Origin of the sequence: Komagataeibacter rhaeticus (assembly GCF_011611525.1) — a bacterium.
Taxonomy (GTDB): Bacteria; Pseudomonadota; Alphaproteobacteria; order Acetobacterales; family Acetobacteraceae; genus Komagataeibacter; species Komagataeibacter rhaeticus.
Genome location: NZ_CP050139.1, coordinates 2,302,197 through 2,319,706 on the forward strand (window position 1 = coordinate 2,302,197; position 17,510 = coordinate 2,319,706).

A 17,510-nucleotide genomic window follows, 5' to 3' on the forward strand; every position below is an offset into this window, starting at 1 on the left:
AACGTCCGCCCGAGGCCATTCCCTTCGTGCGATTCCCAAACGGGCCGCACCTATATCACACTCATGCCCGGCAACACAAATCATTCCCGCAGGGGGCAAATGAATTTCGTGCTCTGCTTTGCACGCCAACGCTGTCATATACATGTTCCCCAAAACAGGAAGGGTGTTTCCTTTCATGACGCTGCTCAAGATTGCGCGCATGGGCCATCCCGTGCTGCTCCAGCCCGCCCGCGCGGTAACCGATCCGCAGGCTCCCGCCCTGCGCACGCTGGTGGCGGACATGATCGAGACCATGCTGGATGCGCAGGGTGCCGGGCTTGCCGCCCCGCAGGTCCATCATGGCCTGCGCCTGTTCGTCTATCAGGTGCCCCCTGGCCGCAGCGCGGGTGAGGACGACCCGCCATGCCCGCCCGCCGCCCTGATCAACCCGGTGCTGGACCCCGTGGACACGGAAATGGTGGACCGGCTGGAGGGCTGCCTGTCCATTCCCGGCATGCGTGGCTGGGTGCCCCGCTACCGGCGCATCGCCTATCGGGGGATCAATGGGCAGGGGCAGCCGGTGCATGGCGTTGCATCGGGCTTCCTGGCCAATGTATTGCAGCACGAATACGACCATCTTGACGGAATTCTCTATCCCATGCGCATGCCCGACCTGGGCCGCATGGGCTTTGACAGCGAAATGGCACGTTACGGAGAGCGCACATGAACCCTTCCCTGCTTGTCGCGGCCGCCACCTCCGCGCTGGTGCCGCCCGCACTCCAGCATTCACCACAAGGTGATGACCTGCTGCGCCGGTTCCTGACCGATCCCCGCGCCGGCAGCACGCCATGGACTCCGGCACTGCTGCGGGCATGCCTGGGGGCGGAGGCGGATCTTGTGTTCCCCGAAGGCGTGGCGCAGGTGGCCGAAGCCTGCTTCGATCTGATGGACCGGGAGATGCTGGCTGCCTCAGGCGGTTTCCGCAGTCGCAAGATCAGCCGCCGGGTGCGCGCCGCCATCCTGTTCCGGCTGGAGCGCGCGGCCCCTTACCGCATGGCCATACGCCAGGCGCTGGTGGTGCTTATGGTGCCCACCCATGCCCGCATCCTTGCCCGTGCGCTGGGCCGGAGCGTGAACGCCATCTGGCAGGCGGCGGCCGATACCTCCACCGGCATCACCTTCCTGACCAAGCGCGTCACGCTCAGTGGCGTCTATGTTTCCACCCTGCTGTTCTGGCTTGCACGCGGGGGCAATCCCGCATCGGTGGAGGCATTCCTTGACCGCCGCCTGGCCGATGTCGGGCGCATCACCCGGCTGCGCAACCGGCTGACCGGCCGCATTGCCTGAACACAGCAGGCATACCCCATGGCCCCGCCCCGTCCGCCCCCCATCCGCACCGCGCCCACGGGGGCCGGGGTGGAACTGCTCTTCCTGCGCGACGAGGACATGCGTCAGGCGCAGGACCTGCTCATGCTGGCCTGCCGCGCCTTCAACGCGCTGATAGACGAGGAACTGCAGGCCCTTGGCCTGGGGCACGCGCATTACCGTATCATGCAGGCCATCGCCCTTCAGCCCGGGCTGGCGGTCGGTGGCCTGCTGGGCCTGCTGGGCATCACCAAGCAGAGCCTGAACCGCGCGCTGGGTGAACTGCTGGCGCTGGGGCTGCTCCGCCAGCAGACCGCGCCACAGGACCGCAGGCGGCGGCAGCTTTACCTGACCACGCGCGGGATGGAGATTGAAAACCGGCTTTTTTCCCTGCAACGTGACGTACTCCTGCGGGTGTACCGCAATGCGGGCGGCAAGGCGGTTGACGGTTTTCGCCGTGTCATGCGCGGGTTGATAGATGAATCCGATGGCCCCGGCCTGTCTGCCGGTGCTCTTCCCCCTCCCGACCGGAGTACTCCATGATCCAGACGGCCTGCGACGCCTCCTCCCCCCGTGACAGCATGATCGTGGATGCCCATGTGGTGGTGGTGGATGATGATCCCCGCCTGCGCCGCCTGCTGCAACGCTATCTGAGCGAACAGGGCTTTCGCGTCAGCGCAGCCTCCTCCGCGCAGGAAGCGCGTCAGGTGCTGGGCTTCATGCAGCCTGACGCGCTGGTACTGGACATTACCATGCCGGGGGAAAACGGGCTGGAACTGACACGGGAACTGCGCCGGGAGAACCATGATTTCCCCATCCTGCTGCTGACCGCGCGTGGTGAACCGGAAGACCGGATCATCGGGCTGGAAGCCGGGGCCGATGACTATCTGGCCAAACCGTTCGAACCGCGTGAGCTGCTGCTGCGGCTCAAGGCGCATCTGCGACGGTTCGTCCCCCCCGCGCCCAGCAGCAACCTGCGGATCGTGCGGCTGGGGGCGCTGGAATTCGACCCGGTACGCGGCCTGCTGTCCAATGCGGGGGAAATCGTACACCTGACGGGCGGCGAGTCGGCGCTGCTTTCGGTCCTGGCCCGCCACCCGAACGAGATCCTGTCGCGCACCGATATCGCGGCGACACTGGACATGGAGGAAATCGGGGAGCGCGCGGTGGATGTGCAGGTCACCCGCCTGCGCCGCCGCATCGAGCCGGACCCGAAGGAGCCGCGCTACCTGCAGACCGTGCGCGGCAAGGGCTACGTGCTCAAGCCCGGTCTTTGAGGCATCCGGCACATCATCAAGACGTTCTTGGTGAAGCTTTTTTCAAAAAGCTTCGAAAAACGCCGCCTTTTGGAAAAAAGGCGACGCCCGAAAACTTTTATTATTATCTATCAAGACAAAAAAGGCCGGCATGTGCGCCATGCCGGCCCTTCTGACACAGAACGGAAAGCCCGTAGCTTTCAGGCCGCCTTGTTCAGGCGTTCCAGTTCGGCCACCACGGCGGTGCCCATGCCATCGGTGTTCACTTCCGTCCTGCCCGCACTCATGATGTCGGGCGTGCGCAGTCCCTTGTCCAGCACGTTGGAAACCGCGGCCTCGATCAGTGCGGCATCCGCCTGCATGTCGAAGGAATAGCGCAGCAGCATGGCGAAGGAGAGGATCTGCGCCAGCGGATTCGCCTTGCCCTGCCCCGCAATGTCCGGCGCGCTGCCATGGATCGGCTCGTACAGCGCGGGCAGGCGGCCATCGCCCCCCCTTGCCCCCAGCGTTGCCGAAGGCAGCATGCCCAGGCTGCCCGTCAGCATGGATGCCAGGTCGGACAGCAGGTCACCGAACAGGTTGCCGGTCACGATCACATCAAACTGGCGCGGATTGCGTACCATCTGCATCGCGCAGTTGTCGGCCAGCATGTGGCTCAGTTCCACATCCCCGTATTCACGCGCATGCAGGTCGGTCACGACTTCCTTCCACAGCAGGCCGCTTTCCATCACGTTGCACTTCTCGACCGAGCACACGCGGTTGTCACGCTTGCGGGCCAGTTCGAAGGCCACACGGGCCACGCGCTCGATTTCCGCCGTGGTGTAGACTTCGGTGTTGATGCCCCGGCGCGAACCGTCCGGCAGGGTCTCGATGCCGCGCGGCGTGCCGAAATAGATGCCGCCCACCGTCTCGCGCACGATCATGATGTCCAGCCCGCGAATGACATCGGGCTTGAGCGTACTGGAATCGACCAGCGAATCGAACACCTTGGCCGGGCGCAGGTTGGCGAACAGCCCCAGTTCCTGCCGCAGCTTGAGAATTGCAATCTCGGGCCGGCGGTCAAACCCCGCCGATGCCCATTTCGGATCCCCCACCGAGCCGAACAGCACCGCATCCGCGGCCCGCGCCGCATCAATCACCTGCTGGGTAATCGGCTGGCCATGCACCGCCAGCGACGCGCCCCCCACCAGGTCCTCGCTTACGTCAAAACGGACGCCGCGCGCCTGCGCCATCCAGTCCATGATGCGCCGGACCTGCTGCATGATCTCGGGGCCAATGCCATCGCCAGGCAGGATCAGGAGTTTCTTGGGTGCGGACATGACGTTTCCCATCCGGATAATCGGTTTGTTAAATGATTTTTCCCGCAGGGCGGGCAGCACGAAGCCACCCGGCCCGTTCAGTCAAGGACAATGCGGGGAATCCACGGCTGCGCCCTGGCGCGGCGGTCCTCGAACGCGGTGATCGACTTTTCGTGCTGCAGGGTCTGGCCAATATCATCCAGCCCCTCCAGCAGCAGCTTCTTGCGCAGGGGGTCAACCTCGAAGGGCACTTCGCTGCCATCGGGGCGCACGACAACCTGCCGGGGCAGGTCGATCGTCAGCCGCGCGTTCCCGCCCATGCGGGCATCTTCCATCAGCTGCGTGCAGACCGCGCGCGGCAGGGCGATGGGCAGGATGCCGTTCTTGAAGCAGTTATTGTTAAAAATATCGGCGAAGGACGGCGCGATCACGCAGCGGATGCCAAAATCCAGCAGCGCCCAGGGCGCGTGCTCGCGTGAAGAACCGCAGCCAAGATTGTCATATGTGATCAGAATCCCGGCCTTGCGGTAGGGTTCCTGATTGAGCACGAAATCCGGGTTTTCCGAACCATCGGGCCGGTAGCGCATGTTGTCGAACGCATGCACGCCCAGCCCGGAGCGCTTTGTGGTCTTGAGGAAGCGCGCCGGAATGATCTTGTCGGTATCGATGTTTTCTTCCGGCAGGGGGGCCGCGACGGCCGTAAGGACAGTGAATTTATCCATTGTCAGATCAGCTCCCGCACATCGGTCAGGGTTCCGGTCACGGCCGCCGCCGCCGCCATGGCGGGGGACAGCAGGTGCGTGCGCCCGCCGGGGCCCTGCCTGCCTTCAAAATTACGGTTGGAGGTGGAGGCACAGCGCTGGCCCGGCGTCAGCCGGTCGGGGTTCATGCCCAGGCACATGGAACATCCGGCCTCGCGCCATTCAAAACCCGCATCAAGGAAAACCTTGTCCAGCCCTTCCTCTTCCGCCTGCGCTTTCACAATGCCCGAGCCGGGCACGATCATCGCGCGCACGCCGGGGGCGACCCTGCGTCCTGCCGCGATGGCGGCAGCGGCCCGCAGGTCCTCGATCCGGCTGTTGGTGCAGGAGCCGATGAACACGACATCAACCGGCGTGCCCGCGATCTTCTGGCCGGCTTCCAGCCCCATGTAGTCCAGCATGCGCTGCATCTGCGCGCGGCGCGACGGATCGGATTCCGTGGCGGGATCGGGCACCGTGCCGGTGACGGGGATGACGGTCTCGGGGCTGGTGCCCCATGTCAGCACGGGGGTGATGTCTTCGGCCCGCAGTTCCACCACGCGGTCGTAATGGGCGCCCTCGTCCGATGCCAGCGTCTTCCAGTAGGCAACGGCCTCGTCAAACGCGACGCCCCTGGGGGCAAAGGGACGGCCGCGTACGTATTCGAACGTCGTCTCGTCCGGCGCCACCAGTCCCGCGCGAGCACCGGCCTCGATTGACATGTTGCACACCGTCATGCGGCCCGCCATGTCCAGGTCACGGATGGCGGAACCGGCGAATTCGATCACATGGCCCGTACCGCCCGCAGTGCCGATATGGCCGATGATGGCCAGCATGATGTCCTTGGCGGTCACGCCGGGACCGACCTGGCCCTCGACCACCACCTTCATGTTCTTCGCCGGTTTCTGCAGGATGGTCTGGGTGGCCATCACATGCTCGACCTCGGACGTGCCGATGCCGAAGGCCAGCGCACCCAGCGCGCCGTGGGTGGAGGTATGGCTGTCGCCACAGACGATGGTCATGCCCGGCAGCGAGATACCCTGCTCCGGCCCCACCACATGCACGATACCCTGCCGCGCGGAAAGCAGCGGGAAATACGGCACGCCGAATTCCTTCACGTTGCGTTCCAGCGTCTCGATCTGGTTGCGGCTGTCGGCTTCCGTAATCGGCAGGGTACGGTCGGACGTGGGCACGTTGTGGTCCACCACCGCGATCGTCGCATCCGGATGGCGCAGGCGGCGGCCGCTCAGGCGCAGGCCCTCGAAGGCCTGCGGGCTGGTCACCTCATGCACGAGGTGCCGGTCGATATAAAGGATGGCCGTGCTGTCCGGAAGGGTTTCGACCACATGGCTATCCCATATCTTGTCGAACAGTGTGCGCGGGGCCATCGTATATCCTTTCCCGGACGGAAACAGGCCGCCATCACGCGCCGGATACGCACGCAACGGGCAGCCACGAATTCTCAGGTAAAAAACGGTTCGCCCGTTTCCGCCATGATGGGGGGAAACGGGCGAAGGGTCGGCGTCTTACTCGGCTGCGGCGGTCGCGGCGGGTGCCGCCACTTCACGCTTGCGCTCGGCAATACGGGCGGACTTGCCGCGACGGCCACGCAGGTAATACAGCTTCGCGCGGCGGACAACACCACGGCGCACAACCGCGATTTCGGCAATGGTGGGGGAATACAGCGGGAACACACGCTCCACGCCCTCACCGTTGGAAATCTTGCGCACGGTGAAGTTGCTGTTCAGGCCCTTGTTGGAGCGGGCGATCACAACGCCTTCGTAGTTCTGCACGCGCTTGCGGGTGCCTTCGACCACTTCCACGCCAACGCGCACGGTGTCACCCGGTGCGAATTCCGGCACCGCGCGCTTGGCGGTCAGGCGGGCGATCTCTTCCGCCTCGTATTTCTGGATGATGTTCATGATCCGGTCCTCGTTCGATAGGATTTCATGTTCAGTTCAGCCGGTCCGCGTCGGCACGGGTGCCTGCGGCCCGGGAAATGTCTTGACCCGCACCCGCCCGGTAGGCGGCCCACAGGTCCGGCCGACGCGCCTGCGTCACCGTCTCGGATGCCGCGCGGCGCCATGTGGCGATCGCGGCATGATGACCGGACAGCAGGACCTCGGGCACATCGCGCCCGTCCCATTGTGCCGGCCTGGTATAAAGCGGATATTCAAGCAGACCGTCGGAAAAGCTTTCCTCGACCGCACTTTCACCCGATCCCATCACGCCCGGCAGCAGCCGCACGCAGGCATCAAGCAGCACCGTCGCCGCCACTTCCCCGCCCGACAGGACATAATCCCCTATCGAGACCTGTTCAGCACCCGAGGCTTCGAGCACGCGCTCATCCACCCCTTCGTACCGCCCGCACAGCACCACAACACCCGGACCCGCCGCATACCGGCGGACATCCGCCTGCATCAGCCGCCGCCCGCGTGGCGTGGGATAGACCAGCGGTCGCCCCGCCAGGTCAATATCGGCAATGGCGCTCGCCACGACATCGGGGCGCATGACCATGCCGGCCCCGCCGCCAAACGGCGTATCATCCACAACCCGGTGCCGCCCCAGCCCGTAGGCCCGCATGTCACGCGCATCCAGTGACCAGATGCCGCGCTCCAGCGCGCGCCCGGCCAGCGAATGCCCCAGAACGCCGGGGAACATGTCGGGAAACAGCGTCAGCGCCGTTGCCTGCCAGGTCATGGCGCGGACTCCTGCCCTGCCGTGCCGGGAAAGCACGTCACGGGCACCTCGATCTCATCGGGCAGGCAGATGTCAATCCATCCGCCCCGTACGTTCACCACCGGCACGCAGGCCCGGGTGAACGGCAGCAGGAGACTGCCCCCCGCCCCATTGATCTCAAGGCTGGTCCCCGCCCCATAGTCATGCACGGCGCCCACACGGCCCAGCACGCGGTCCGTGCCCTGTTCACGCGCTTCCAGCCCGACCAGATCGGCGAAGTAGAATTCGTCCTCATCGGGTGCGGGCAGGCTGGCGCGCGGCACGTACAGCTTGCGGTTGACCAACTGCCGGGCGGCTTCACGGCTATCGATGGCCTGGCCCGCCGCGTCATGCAGGCGGGCGATGCCAGTGCCGTGCCATGACAGCCGCCACGGCCGTCCCTGGTCATCGACCAGCCCGTCATAGGTGGCCAGGTCCTCCGGCACGGCGGTGTAGCTGTGCACATGCACAAGCCCCCGCACGCCATGCGGACGACCCACCACACCCATCAGGACATGATCGCGGTTCATGGGATGACTGCCTGCCTTTCCTGCCTGTCTATCGCGCCAGCAGGCTTACGCCGCGGCAGCCGCGGCGGCGGCAGCAGCACGTTCCTGCGCGCGCTTCTTGGGCGCGGACTTCTTGGGCTGCTCGTTCCAGGTCGGCTTCGGCGCCAGGCCGGCGTTGCCCAGGAAGCGGGCCACGCGGTCGGTCGGCAGCGCGCCGTTGGACAGCCAGTGGGTGATGCGCTCGGCCACCAGGCGCACGCGGTCGGCGTGGTCAGAGGGTAGCATGGGGTTGTAGGAACCGACGCGCTCGATGAAGCGGCCGTCACGCGGGGAGCGGCTGTCGGCAACAACGATGTGGTAGTAGGGGCGCTTCTTCGCGCCAGCGCGGGCGAGACGGATCTTGAGGCTCATTTAAGCATTCTCCAGACAGTAAAAGGACAAAAGGAAACAGGAAGGACGTCGGGTTCAGCCAAAGGGCGGACGTCCGCCACCGCCGGGGGGACGCCCCCCATTGGGCATGAGCGCGGACAGGCCCTGACGCATCAGTCCCTTTACGCCCAGCTTGCTGAACCGCTTCATCATGGAAGCCATCGCGTCATACTGCTTGAGCAGACGGTTGATCTCCTGCACGGTGGTACCGGACCCGGCGGCGATGCGCTTCTTGCGCGATGCCTTGATGATGGAGGGCGTGCGCCGCTCCTTGCGGGTCATGGATGAAATGATGGCCTGATGGCGCTTGAGGACGGAGGTATCAAGCTCCTTGTCCCCCAGCGCATCCTTCAGCTTGCCCATGCCGGGCAGCATGCCAAGGATGCCGGAAATGGACCCCATCTTGTTGATCTGGCGGATCTGGGCCGCGTAATCATCAAGATCGAACTTGCCCTGCATCATCTTGAGGGCAAGCTTCTCGCTTTCCTCATGATCCAGGGTATCGGCGGCCTTCTCCACCAGCCCGGCAATGTCGCCCAGGCCAAGGATGCGGCCGGCCACACGCTCGGGGTGGAATTCCTCCAGAGCGTCCAGCTTCTCGCCCGAGCCGGTCAGCTTGATCGGAGCACCCGTAATGGCACGCATGGACAGGGCGGCACCACCACGGGCATCGCCATCCATACGGGTCATGACCACGCCGGTCACGCCCACCGCCTCGTTGAAAGCCTTGGCGGTGTTGACCGCGTCCTGCCCGGTCATGGCATCGACGACCAGCAGGGTTTCAGCCGGATCGGTCTCGGCGCGGATGGCGCGGACCTCATCCATCAGGGCTTCATCGATCGACAGGCGGCCGGCGGTATCCAGTATGACGATGTCATACCCTTCCCGCCGCCCGGTATCCATCGCGCGCTGGGCGATCTGGACCGGGGTCTGCCCCGCGATGATGGGCAGCGACGCCACACCCGCGCGCTCGGCCAGCTGGGCCAGCTGCAGCTGGGCGGCGGGGCGCTGGGTATCCAGGCTGGCCAGCAGCACCTTCTTGCGCTCACGCTGCGCCAGGCGGCGCGCGATCTTGCCCGACGTGGTGGTCTTGCCCGAACCCTGCAGGCCCACCATCAGGATCGGCACCGGCGGGGCGGCATTCAGGTTGAGGGGCACGGCCCCCGCGCCGCCCAGTGCGTCAATCAGTGCATCGTTGACGATCTTGGCCACGGCCTGACCGGGGGAGATGCTGTCCAGCACCTCATGCCCCACGGCACGTTCACGGACCTTGCTGACGAAATCCTTGACGACAGGCAGCGCCACGTCGGCGTCCAGCATGGCCAGACGCACTTCGCGCATGGCTTCCGTAACATCCGCTTCCGACAGGGCCCCGCGCTTGGCAAGGCCATCGAACACACCGGAAAGCTTGCCTGAGAGCGTCTCGAACAACGTATTTCCCCAAAAGAGGACGCGCCACTGCGCGAACCCTCGCGAAGTGACGTGCCTGATTGTCGGGCGGATGTATCGCGCCCTGTCCCGCCCTGTCAAGCCTTGCGCGCACGGGCATGAAAAAACGGCTGCGGGAGAGGGTCCCGCAGCCGCCTTTCACACCCTGGTCCCGCACGCAGCGGGGGCAGGTCTTATTTCTTGCCGTCTTCCGGCGGCGGCGGCGGCGCGGTCAGCGCGCGCAGCTGCTGGTGCAGGCTGTCGATCTTGTCCTGGGTGTCACGGATCTGGTTCAGCTGATCGGTGGTCAGGATGTCGTGGATGCGGATCGCGGTCTGCAGGCGGGCGGCCTCATGCTGCTGATGCATCGCGGTGATCTGCTGCTGCAGGCCAACGATCTGGGACTCATCAACCTTGCCCGGCGTGGCCAGCAGGTCCTGGATCTGCTTGTGAAGCTGGTGCTCCTTGTCCATGTCGGCACGGAAATCGGGGTGGCTGTCCTGCAGGATGGCCTTCAGCTTCTTGTGCTGGGCCGCGGTCAGCTGCACGTTCCCCAGGAAGGGCATGCCACCGAACCCGCCGGGTCCACCCATGCCACCATTGCAGCCCGGCGGCGGCGGGGGCGCGTGATGGGCGGCAAGCGCCTGCCCGGAGAGGCTTGCGAGACTACCGGCGACAGCGGCGGCCAGGATCATTTTCTTCATCATGGGAACCAAGTCTACTCCTGTTATAACTCGTTCTCTACCCTGCATGCCTCAGGATGGTCATGCAAGGCCTGCAAACGCAACGCTACAACAGACCCGGCGTTCCAATGTGGCCAAACTTGCTACAAAATGTAAGGAGCACCGCCCCTCAGCCAAAGCGGCCGGTGATGTAGTCCTGCGTGCGTTTTTCACGCGGGGCGGTGAACATGCGGTCGGCGCTGTCCACCTCCACCACCTCCCCCATATAGAAAAACGCGACCTGATCGGCACAGCGCGCCGCCTGCTGGAGGTTGTGGGTCACGATGGCGATGGTGAAATCGGCCTTCAGTTCATCCAGCAGTTCCTCGATCCGGGCGGTGGAGACAGGGTCCAGCGCACTGGTCGGCTCATCAAGCAGCACCACTTCGGGGCGGGTGGCGATGGTGCGGGCAATGCACAGCCGCTGCTGCTGGCCACCCGACAGCGCGCCCGCCGAATCGCGCAGCCGGTCACGTACCTCCGGCCACAGGGCCACACGACGCAGCACGTCCTCCACCCGCGCATCCATTGCCGCGCGGTCCAGGCGTTCGTGGAGGCGCACGCCAAAAGCGATGTTGTCATAGATCGACATGGGGAACGGCGTGGGCTTCTGGAACACCATGCCCACGCGCGCGCGCAGCACGTTCAGGTTCACCCTGGGACCAAGGATGTTGCAGCCATCGAAAATCACCTCTCCCGTCGCGCGCTGGCCGGGATAGAGGTCATACATCCGGTTGAGCACACGCAGCAGCGTGGACTTGCCACAGCCCGAAGGCCCGATCATGCCCGTGACCTGCCCCTGCGGGAAGTCGATCGAGATGTTCCTGAGCGCATGGTTCGCGCCGTAGTAGAAATTCAGGTCACGGACCGATATGGCCGTGGGAACGGGGCTTTTTTCCACCGCTGTCATGTTCATTTCCTGTTCCGTCCCAGCCCCAGCCTTACGGTTATGTTTATCATGAGGATACCTGCCGTAATCAGCAGCGCGCCCGTCCAGGCCAGCGCCGTCCAGTCATCATACGCCGCCCCCGCGTACTGATAGATGGTGACCGGCAGGCTGGCCATGGGCACGGCGGGCGAGACCGACCAGTTCATGTTGCCAAGCGAGGTGAACAGCAGCGGCGCCGTCTCGCCCGAGACACGGGCCAGCGCCAGCAGGATGCCCGTCGCCACCCCGTCCCGCGCCGCACGCAGGCAGACCATTACGATGACCCGCCAGCGGGGCGCGCCCAGCGCGATCGCCGCCTCGCGCATGGACAGCGGCACAAGGCGCAGCATGTCCTCGGTCGTGCGCACCACCACCGGCACCACCAGCATCGACAGCGCCAGCGCCCCCGCCATGCCCGAGAAATGCCCCGTTGGCACCACCACGATCATGTAGATGAACAGCCCGACCAGGATGGACGGGGCCGAAAGCAGCAGGTCGGATACAAAGCGCACCAGATTGATCAGCCGCCCGTCCGTTGCCGTGAACTCGGCAAGATAGATGCCCACCAGCAGCCCGACGGGCGCGCCGATCAGCACCGCAAGGCCCGTCTGGATCAGGCTGCCGGCAATGGCATTGGCCAGCCCGCCGCCCTGCCCCGGCGGGGCCGTGACATGCACCAGCGTAGCCCAGCGCAGGCCGCCGATGCCATTGCGCACCAGCACGAACAGGATGGAAAACAGCATGAGCAGTACCAGCACGGTGGCCAGCCAGCACAGCCCCGTCGCAACCCGGTCCACCATGCGCCTGCGCATGTCCGACAGGCTGTTGCCCTGCCAGCGCGCGGCGGCGGCGGCCGCGTCCGTCACGTCACGATCCCGGACTGCCATGGTTCAGCCCACCCTGCCGGTACGCAGCAGGAGGCGCGAGCACACCAGCGTGCCAAGGGAAATGAGCATGAGCAGGAAACCCGCGGCCATGAGTGATGAGAATTTCAGGCTGCCCACGGCACTTTCCGGGAATTCCAGCGCAATGAGCGAGGCAATGGTGTTGCCCGGCGAGAACAGCGACCAGCCGATATGGTTGGCGTTGCCAATGACGAAGGTAATGGCCATCGTCTCCCCCAGCGCGCGGCCCAGACCCAGCATCACGCCCCCCACAACGGATGAACGTGACCACGGCAGGATGATGCGGCGGACAACCTCCCACCGCGTCATGCCCAGCCCGTAAGCACTTTCCTTCAGCACGGCGGGCATGGACAGGAAGACATCACGCATCACGGCGGAAATGAACGGCGTAACCATGACCGCCAGGATCATGCCGCCGGTCAGGAAGCCCGTGCCGTATGGCGCGCCACGGAACATCACGCCAATGCCGGGCACGCGCCCCAGCGTGTGACTGGCCAGCGGTTCCACGTAATGCGCCATGAACGGCACCAGCACCGCAAACCCCCACATGCCGAAGATGATGGAGGGCACGGCGGCCAGAAGCTGGATCAGCGTGCCGATCGTGCCCGCAATGCGCGCGGGCGCGATTTCGGTCAGCCACACCGCAATGCCGAAGGCCAGCGGCACGGCCAGCATGATGGCCAGCAGCGCGGTGACCAGCGTGCCGAACACGGGGGCGGCGGCGCCAAAATGCTGCGTGACCGGATTCCACGCGGTGCCCAGCACGAAGCCCGGCCCGAAGGTTGCGAACGCCCCGCGCGCCCCCCACGCCATGACCACGACCATGCCGCCCAGCCCCAGCAGGATCAGGATGGCGGCACTGCGGACAATGGTGGTGAATATGGCATCGCCATTCCCCCTTGCCCCCCCTGTCAGGGTTGAAGGGGATGTTGCAGACCGATCCATACACAAGACCTCCGCGCCGCCACACGCATCACAGTTCTCAAAATCAGCACCCGCAGGCGCACCGGAATGCCGGGACCAATACTGGAGGTCACGCCGCTTCTGCAACCATCATGATCACCCGTGGCGCAACTTTGCACCCTGTCCCCCCGTTTTTCCGCCCCCGTGGCGCCCGGCCAGCCCTATTTCGCGGCCAGCAGCAGCAGGTCGCGCAGGATGCCACGCGCCGCCTCCACCGACAGGCTTTCCAGCACCAGCGCGTTGGGCTGCCCCGCCCCGTGCGCCACCACCGTCATGCCGCGCGTATGGGTGCCCATGCACTCGACATCCACATGCGCCAGATGCCCCTGGAAAATACCGGGGCCAAGCAGCGCCAGCAGCGGGGCGACCGCGGCAAGGCTGATATCAACCCCGCCGCCACGCGCGCCGCCGTTGCGCGCCGCCGCCAGTTCCGCATGCACCCGCGCCGCCAGGGTGGCGGGATTGGCACCCATGGGGGCGATCTGTTCCATCCACACCGCATCCGCCTTCAGCCGATCCGTGCAGCCAAGCGGCACGATGGTCACCGGCACGCCGGCGGCAAGGACGGTGGCGGCCGCCTCCGGGTCGGCCGCGACATTGCGCTCGGCCACCGTCGTGGCATTGCCACGCGTATGGAAAGCCCCGCCGCTGAAAATCACCCCATGCAGGTGCGCGCCCACATCGGGCGCCTGCACCAGTGCCAGCGCCAGCGTGGTCAGCGGGCCGGAACAGCACACCGTGGCACCATGCTGCGGGCAGGCCCGTATGGCCTGGACCAGATGGGCCGCCCCCAGCCCGTCATTGCCCGGCGGCAGGTCATGCGCCACGCCATCCGTCTGCACCAGCGCGCCGGGACAGCCGGCCCGCACCGGCACATCCCCCAGCCCGCAAGCCCGCAGCAGGTCGCGCGCATGCGCCATGGCCACGTCCACCTGCGTGGCCCGCCCACTGAACAGCACCAGCACCGGCCGGACATGATCAGGTACCTGAAGGGCCACCAGCAGCGCCACCATGCCCTGCGCATCGGCGGTCAGATCCAGAATGATGGGGCGGGTCATGGGTTTCCTGTCCTTGGCTTGGGTTGCGCGCGTCAGTGGTGGTGGCGTGTTACAACAGTTCAGTCAATATCCGCATGCGGGGGCTGCCGGTAAAGCGCGCGCCAGCAGCCGCCCCCACCGCAGGGCCACGGCCGCCAGCACGGGCGGCACGGCGAACATGAGTTCGGTCTGGAAGCGGATATTGCCCGTCTGCATGCGGAAGCCCAGAGCGGAGGAGGCCACCCACCCATTCCCCCACCACCGTGCCGATGGGAGCGATGACGGGGGCCATACGCAGGCGTGAGGCAAGGGAGGGCTGGGGCAGGCAACCCATGAAGTCAGGACCTGCCAGCGCGCGGCATTCATGATGCGGGCAAGGCCCATCTGGCCCCGCTCCGTCTGGCACAGGCCGTCGCCCGCCCTGATGCGCCCGTGATCCGGCCGGGCCAGCCCCCGATCCTGCGCGGCAGCACTGTCCGGCCCGCCCCGCTGGCACCCGGCAGGACAGTGAGGCACCCGGCCACAATGTCCAGATCCAGCCCCCGAAACAGGGGGGCATCCCCAAAATCCGGCCCCACGCCTTCAGGCCGGATGGCGGGTGGCCGGGGACTCATTTCCTCGTGCGTCTGGGGTAGGCGATACCCAGCGCATCACGCGCGGCGGTGGCCATCTGGTCCACGCGCTCGTTATTCACGTTACCGGAATGGCCGCGCACCCATTTCCATTCAATTTCGTGCCGCGCGCTGATTTCAAGCAGCCTGCGCCACAAATCCATGTTGGCCACCGGGTCACCCGATGCATTGCGCCACTTGCGCCGCACCCAGCCCGTGCTCCAGCGCGTGATGCCGTTGCGCACGTATTCACTGTCGGTATGCAGCACCACGCGGCAGGGGCGTTTGAGCGCCTCCAGCGCCTCGGCCGCCGCCGTCAGTTCCATGCGGTTGTTGGTTGTTTCCGCCTCGCCACCCGAAAGTTCACGCTCCTGCCCCCGGTAGCACAGCAGGGCGGCCCAGCCACCGGGGCCGGGATTGGGCTTGCAGCCGCCATCGGTCCAGATCTCGACCACGGCCGTGCCGTCGGGCACACCGTCTGGCGCGCTGGCCGTGGCACTGCCTGCCGCCTGCGCCGTATCCTCCACGACCGTAACCCCTTCGTTGCTCATGGCAGAAACGGCCCGCCCATGCGGCTGGCGCAGAACGCCATGCGCGCCGCATAATCCAGCGGGTCCTTGCGCGTGACCAGCGCATCGGGCGGGGTATGGATCCAGTCATACAGCCGCGTGAGCGTGAACCGGAGGGCCGCCCCCGTGGCCAGCGTGGCAAGGGCCGCGTCCTCCGCCGCTTCCAGCGGGCGCACGCGGCGGTAGGCATCCACCATGGCCGTGGCATGCACGGGCAGGAAACGCTGGCTGGCGTCAAAGCACCATGCATTGAGGGTGATCGCCAGATCGTAGGCATACCAGTCGGTGCAGGCGAAGTAGAAATCGATCATGCCCGACAGCCTGCCATCGCGGAAAAAGACGTTATCGGGAAACAGGTCGGCATGGATCTGCCCGCGCGGCAGGGTGGGGTTCCCACCCACCCCCGGCCATGCGGGCAGCACGCGGGCCAGCACCGTCCCGATTTCCCGCACAAGGCCGGGACGCACCGCCTCCCCCCCCGCGCGGCAGGCATCAAGCAGGTCGGGCCAGGCCCGCGGCCCCATGGAATTGGGGCGCTCGGCCACGTATCCCTCACCCAGCAGGTGCAGGCGCGCCATGGCGGCGCCCACCTGGGCGCAGCGATCCACATCTATCTGCGGGGACCACCCGCCGGGCAGGAAGGTGGTGATGGCGGCGGGCCGGCCCGACAGGGTGCGCAGGGTGCGCCCCTGCCGGTCGGCCACCGGCAGCGGGCACGACAGGCCACGCGCCGCCAGATACTGCATGAGCCCCAGGAACCATGGCAGTTCATCCGGGTTCACCCGCCGCTCGTACAGCGTCAGGATGAAGGTGGCCCGTGTGGTCCTGAGCAAGAAATTGCTGTTCTCCACACCTTCCGCAATGCCGCGGCAGGAAACGGGCCTGCCGATGTCGTAGCCTTCGAGAAACGCCGCCAGCGCATCGTCCGGCACTTCGGTATAGACTGCCATGGAACGGTACGGATCAGCCCAGCGGCGCCGGCAGGCGGAAGGCCACGTTTTCTTCCTTCACGGTGATTTCCTCGATCTCGAGCGTGAAGCGCTTGGCCAGGGCGGCCACCATTTCCTGCACCAGCGATTCGGGGGCGGATGCGCCCGCCGTGATGCCCAGGGTGGCGACTCCGTCCAGCGCCGACCAGTCCAGCGCGTTCAGGCGCGGCACCAGCAGGGCGCGCGGGGCACCCGAACGCTCGGCCACTTCCCGCAGGCGCTGCGAGTTGGAGGAGTTGGGCGAACCGATCACGATCACCAGGTCACAGCCCGGTGCGATCGCCTTGACCGCTTCCTGCCGGTTGGTGGTGGCGTAGCAGATATCCTCGCGCCGCGGTCCCTCGATCAGGGGGAAGCGCTCACGCAGGATCTCCACGATTTCCGCCGTGTCATCGACCGAAAGGGTGGTCTGGGTGATGAAGGCCAGCCGTGTCGGGTCGGCGGGCTGGACGGTGCGGGCTTCCTCCGCATCGTTGATCAGGGTCACGGCCCCGTTGGGCAGCTGGCCCATCGTGCCCACCACCTCCGGGTGGCCCGCATGGCCGATCATCAGGATATGGCGGCTCTCGGGGCCACCATCGGCAAAGTGGCGCTCGGCCTCACGGTGCACCTTGGACACCAGCGGGCAGGTCGCGTCCAGGTACAGCAGGTTGCGGCGCTCGGCTTCGGCCGGGACGGTCTTGGGCACGCCATGGGCGGAAAAGACGACCTGGCCATCGGCGGGCACTTCATCAAGTTCCTCGACAAAGATCGCGCCCTGCGCCTCAAGCGCCTCGACCACGGTGCGGTTATGGACGATTTCATGGCGGACATAGACCGGCGCGCCGTAGCGGCGGATCGCTTCCTCCACAACACGGATGGCACGATCGACCCCTGCGCAGAACCCGCGCGGGCCTGCAAGCAGTACCTTGAGCACACGCGGCGGTGCATCGGCGGGGGTGGTGGTATCGGGCGTACTGATCATCTGGTCGGGCATGGTGTTCCCCAAACATCCGGCGGGCGGTATAGGATACGGGCCGCGATCTGCTAGAGTCCGGGCGCCGGGATCCCGTGCGATGGTCCCG

At 66.1% G+C, this 17,510-nt stretch carries 21 protein-coding genes; 4 read left to right on the top strand and 17 right to left on the bottom strand.

The window, feature by feature from the left end:
* The first annotated feature begins 175 nt into the window (after nt 1-175).
* From def to GWK63_RS10480, 4 genes are read left to right on the top strand one after another with little or no spacing between them, the layout of a single operon-like run.
* Entirely contained in the window at nt 176-706 is a 531-nt protein-coding gene (def, locus tag GWK63_RS10465) for a peptide deformylase (RefSeq protein WP_039999691.1), read from the top strand.
* Nucleotides 703-1,326, top strand: coding sequence for a COQ9 family protein (locus GWK63_RS10470; RefSeq protein WP_007399779.1), 624 nt, complete (start codon nt 703-705; stop codon nt 1,324-1,326). Before def ends, GWK63_RS10470 begins: the two co-directional genes overlap by 4 nt.
* Before the next feature lie 18 nt (nt 1,327-1,344).
* Nucleotides 1,345-1,887: a MarR family winged helix-turn-helix transcriptional regulator gene (locus tag GWK63_RS10475; protein WP_007399778.1), complete on the top strand. Its 543-nt coding sequence runs from the start codon at nt 1,345-1,347 to the stop codon at nt 1,885-1,887.
* On the top strand, nt 1,884-2,621 hold the full coding sequence (locus tag GWK63_RS10480; RefSeq protein WP_007399777.1) for a response regulator: 738 nt from the start codon (nt 1,884-1,886) through the stop codon (nt 2,619-2,621). The genes GWK63_RS10475 and GWK63_RS10480 overlap by 4 nt, the downstream gene beginning before the upstream one ends.
* A gap of 179 nt (nt 2,622-2,800) precedes the next feature.
* Here the strand turns inward: GWK63_RS10480 and leuB are convergent, their stop codons facing one another.
* From leuB to ispH, 17 genes are all read right to left on the bottom strand, one after another.
* On the bottom strand, nt 2,801-3,919 hold the full coding sequence (gene leuB, locus GWK63_RS10485) for a 3-isopropylmalate dehydrogenase (protein ID WP_039999727.1): 1,119 nt from the start codon (nt 3,917-3,919) through the stop codon (nt 2,801-2,803).
* A 77-nt stretch (nt 3,920-3,996) separates the two neighbouring features.
* Nucleotides 3,997-4,620, bottom strand: a complete 624-nt coding sequence (gene leuD, locus GWK63_RS10490; protein WP_007399775.1) for a 3-isopropylmalate dehydratase small subunit — start codon at nt 4,618-4,620, stop codon at nt 3,997-3,999.
* A 2-nt stretch (nt 4,621-4,622) separates the two neighbouring features.
* Nucleotides 4,623-6,026 (bottom strand): 3-isopropylmalate dehydratase large subunit, encoded by a 1,404-nt coding sequence (leuC, locus tag GWK63_RS10495; protein ID WP_007399774.1) that lies wholly within the window; start codon nt 6,024-6,026, stop codon nt 4,623-4,625.
* 138 nt (nt 6,027-6,164) lie between these two features.
* Nucleotides 6,165-6,560: a 50S ribosomal protein L19 gene (gene rplS / locus GWK63_RS10500; protein WP_007399773.1), complete on the bottom strand. Its 396-nt coding sequence runs from the start codon at nt 6,558-6,560 to the stop codon at nt 6,165-6,167.
* A 31-nt stretch (nt 6,561-6,591) separates the two neighbouring features.
* Entirely contained in the window at nt 6,592-7,338 is a 747-nt protein-coding gene (gene trmD / locus GWK63_RS10505) for a tRNA (guanosine(37)-N1)-methyltransferase TrmD (RefSeq protein WP_007399772.1), read from the bottom strand.
* Nucleotides 7,335-7,886 (bottom strand): ribosome maturation factor RimM, encoded by a 552-nt coding sequence (gene rimM, locus GWK63_RS10510; RefSeq protein ID WP_007399771.1) that lies wholly within the window; start codon nt 7,884-7,886, stop codon nt 7,335-7,337. Before rimM ends, trmD begins: the two co-directional genes overlap by 4 nt.
* Before the next feature lie 45 nt (nt 7,887-7,931).
* On the bottom strand, nt 7,932-8,276 hold the full coding sequence (gene rpsP, locus GWK63_RS10515) for a 30S ribosomal protein S16 (protein ID WP_007399770.1): 345 nt from the start codon (nt 8,274-8,276) through the stop codon (nt 7,932-7,934).
* Nucleotides 8,277-8,330: 54 nt separating this feature from the next.
* Nucleotides 8,331-9,725, bottom strand: a complete 1,395-nt coding sequence (gene ffh / locus GWK63_RS10520; RefSeq protein WP_034933005.1) for a signal recognition particle protein — start codon at nt 9,723-9,725, stop codon at nt 8,331-8,333.
* 191 nt (nt 9,726-9,916) lie between these two features.
* Nucleotides 9,917-10,429, bottom strand: coding sequence for a Spy/CpxP family protein refolding chaperone (locus GWK63_RS10525; protein ID WP_039999688.1), 513 nt, complete (start codon nt 10,427-10,429; stop codon nt 9,917-9,919).
* Between the two features lie 145 nt (nt 10,430-10,574).
* Nucleotides 10,575-11,360 (bottom strand): phosphate ABC transporter ATP-binding protein PstB, encoded by a 786-nt coding sequence (pstB, locus tag GWK63_RS10530; RefSeq protein WP_034933010.1) that lies wholly within the window; start codon nt 11,358-11,360, stop codon nt 10,575-10,577.
* Nucleotides 11,357-12,259 (bottom strand): phosphate ABC transporter permease PstA, encoded by a 903-nt coding sequence (gene pstA, locus GWK63_RS10535; protein ID WP_039999686.1) that lies wholly within the window; start codon nt 12,257-12,259, stop codon nt 11,357-11,359. The genes pstB and pstA overlap by 4 nt, the downstream gene beginning before the upstream one ends.
* A gap of 3 nt (nt 12,260-12,262) precedes the next feature.
* A complete protein-coding gene (gene pstC, locus GWK63_RS10540) occupies nt 12,263-13,222 on the bottom strand; it encodes a phosphate ABC transporter permease subunit PstC (protein ID WP_034933016.1) in 960 nt (319 codons plus the stop codon).
* Nucleotides 13,223-13,401: 179 nt separating this feature from the next.
* Entirely contained in the window at nt 13,402-14,298 is an 897-nt protein-coding gene (locus tag GWK63_RS10545; RefSeq protein ID WP_007399764.1) for a nucleoside hydrolase, read from the bottom strand.
* A gap of 63 nt (nt 14,299-14,361) precedes the next feature.
* The gene (locus GWK63_RS10550; protein WP_139064309.1) at nt 14,362-14,793 is read right to left on the bottom strand and encodes a hypothetical protein; all 432 of its coding nucleotides are present in this window, start codon (nt 14,791-14,793) and stop codon (nt 14,362-14,364) included.
* Nucleotides 14,794-14,887: 94 nt separating this feature from the next.
* Entirely contained in the window at nt 14,888-15,439 is a 552-nt protein-coding gene (gene rnhA / locus GWK63_RS10555; protein WP_083824491.1) for a ribonuclease HI, read from the bottom strand.
* Complete coding sequence (locus GWK63_RS10560; RefSeq protein ID WP_099963182.1) at nt 15,436-16,407, bottom strand: homoserine kinase; 972 nt, start codon at nt 16,405-16,407, stop codon at nt 15,436-15,438. Before GWK63_RS10560 ends, rnhA begins: the two co-directional genes overlap by 4 nt.
* Before the next feature lie 13 nt (nt 16,408-16,420).
* Nucleotides 16,421-17,410 carry a 4-hydroxy-3-methylbut-2-enyl diphosphate reductase gene (ispH, locus tag GWK63_RS10565; protein ID WP_007399759.1) on the bottom strand — a complete coding sequence of 330 codons (990 nt, stop codon included), beginning with the start codon at nt 17,408-17,410 and terminating at the stop codon, nt 16,421-16,423.
* Nucleotides 17,411-17,510 lie beyond the last annotated feature (100 nt).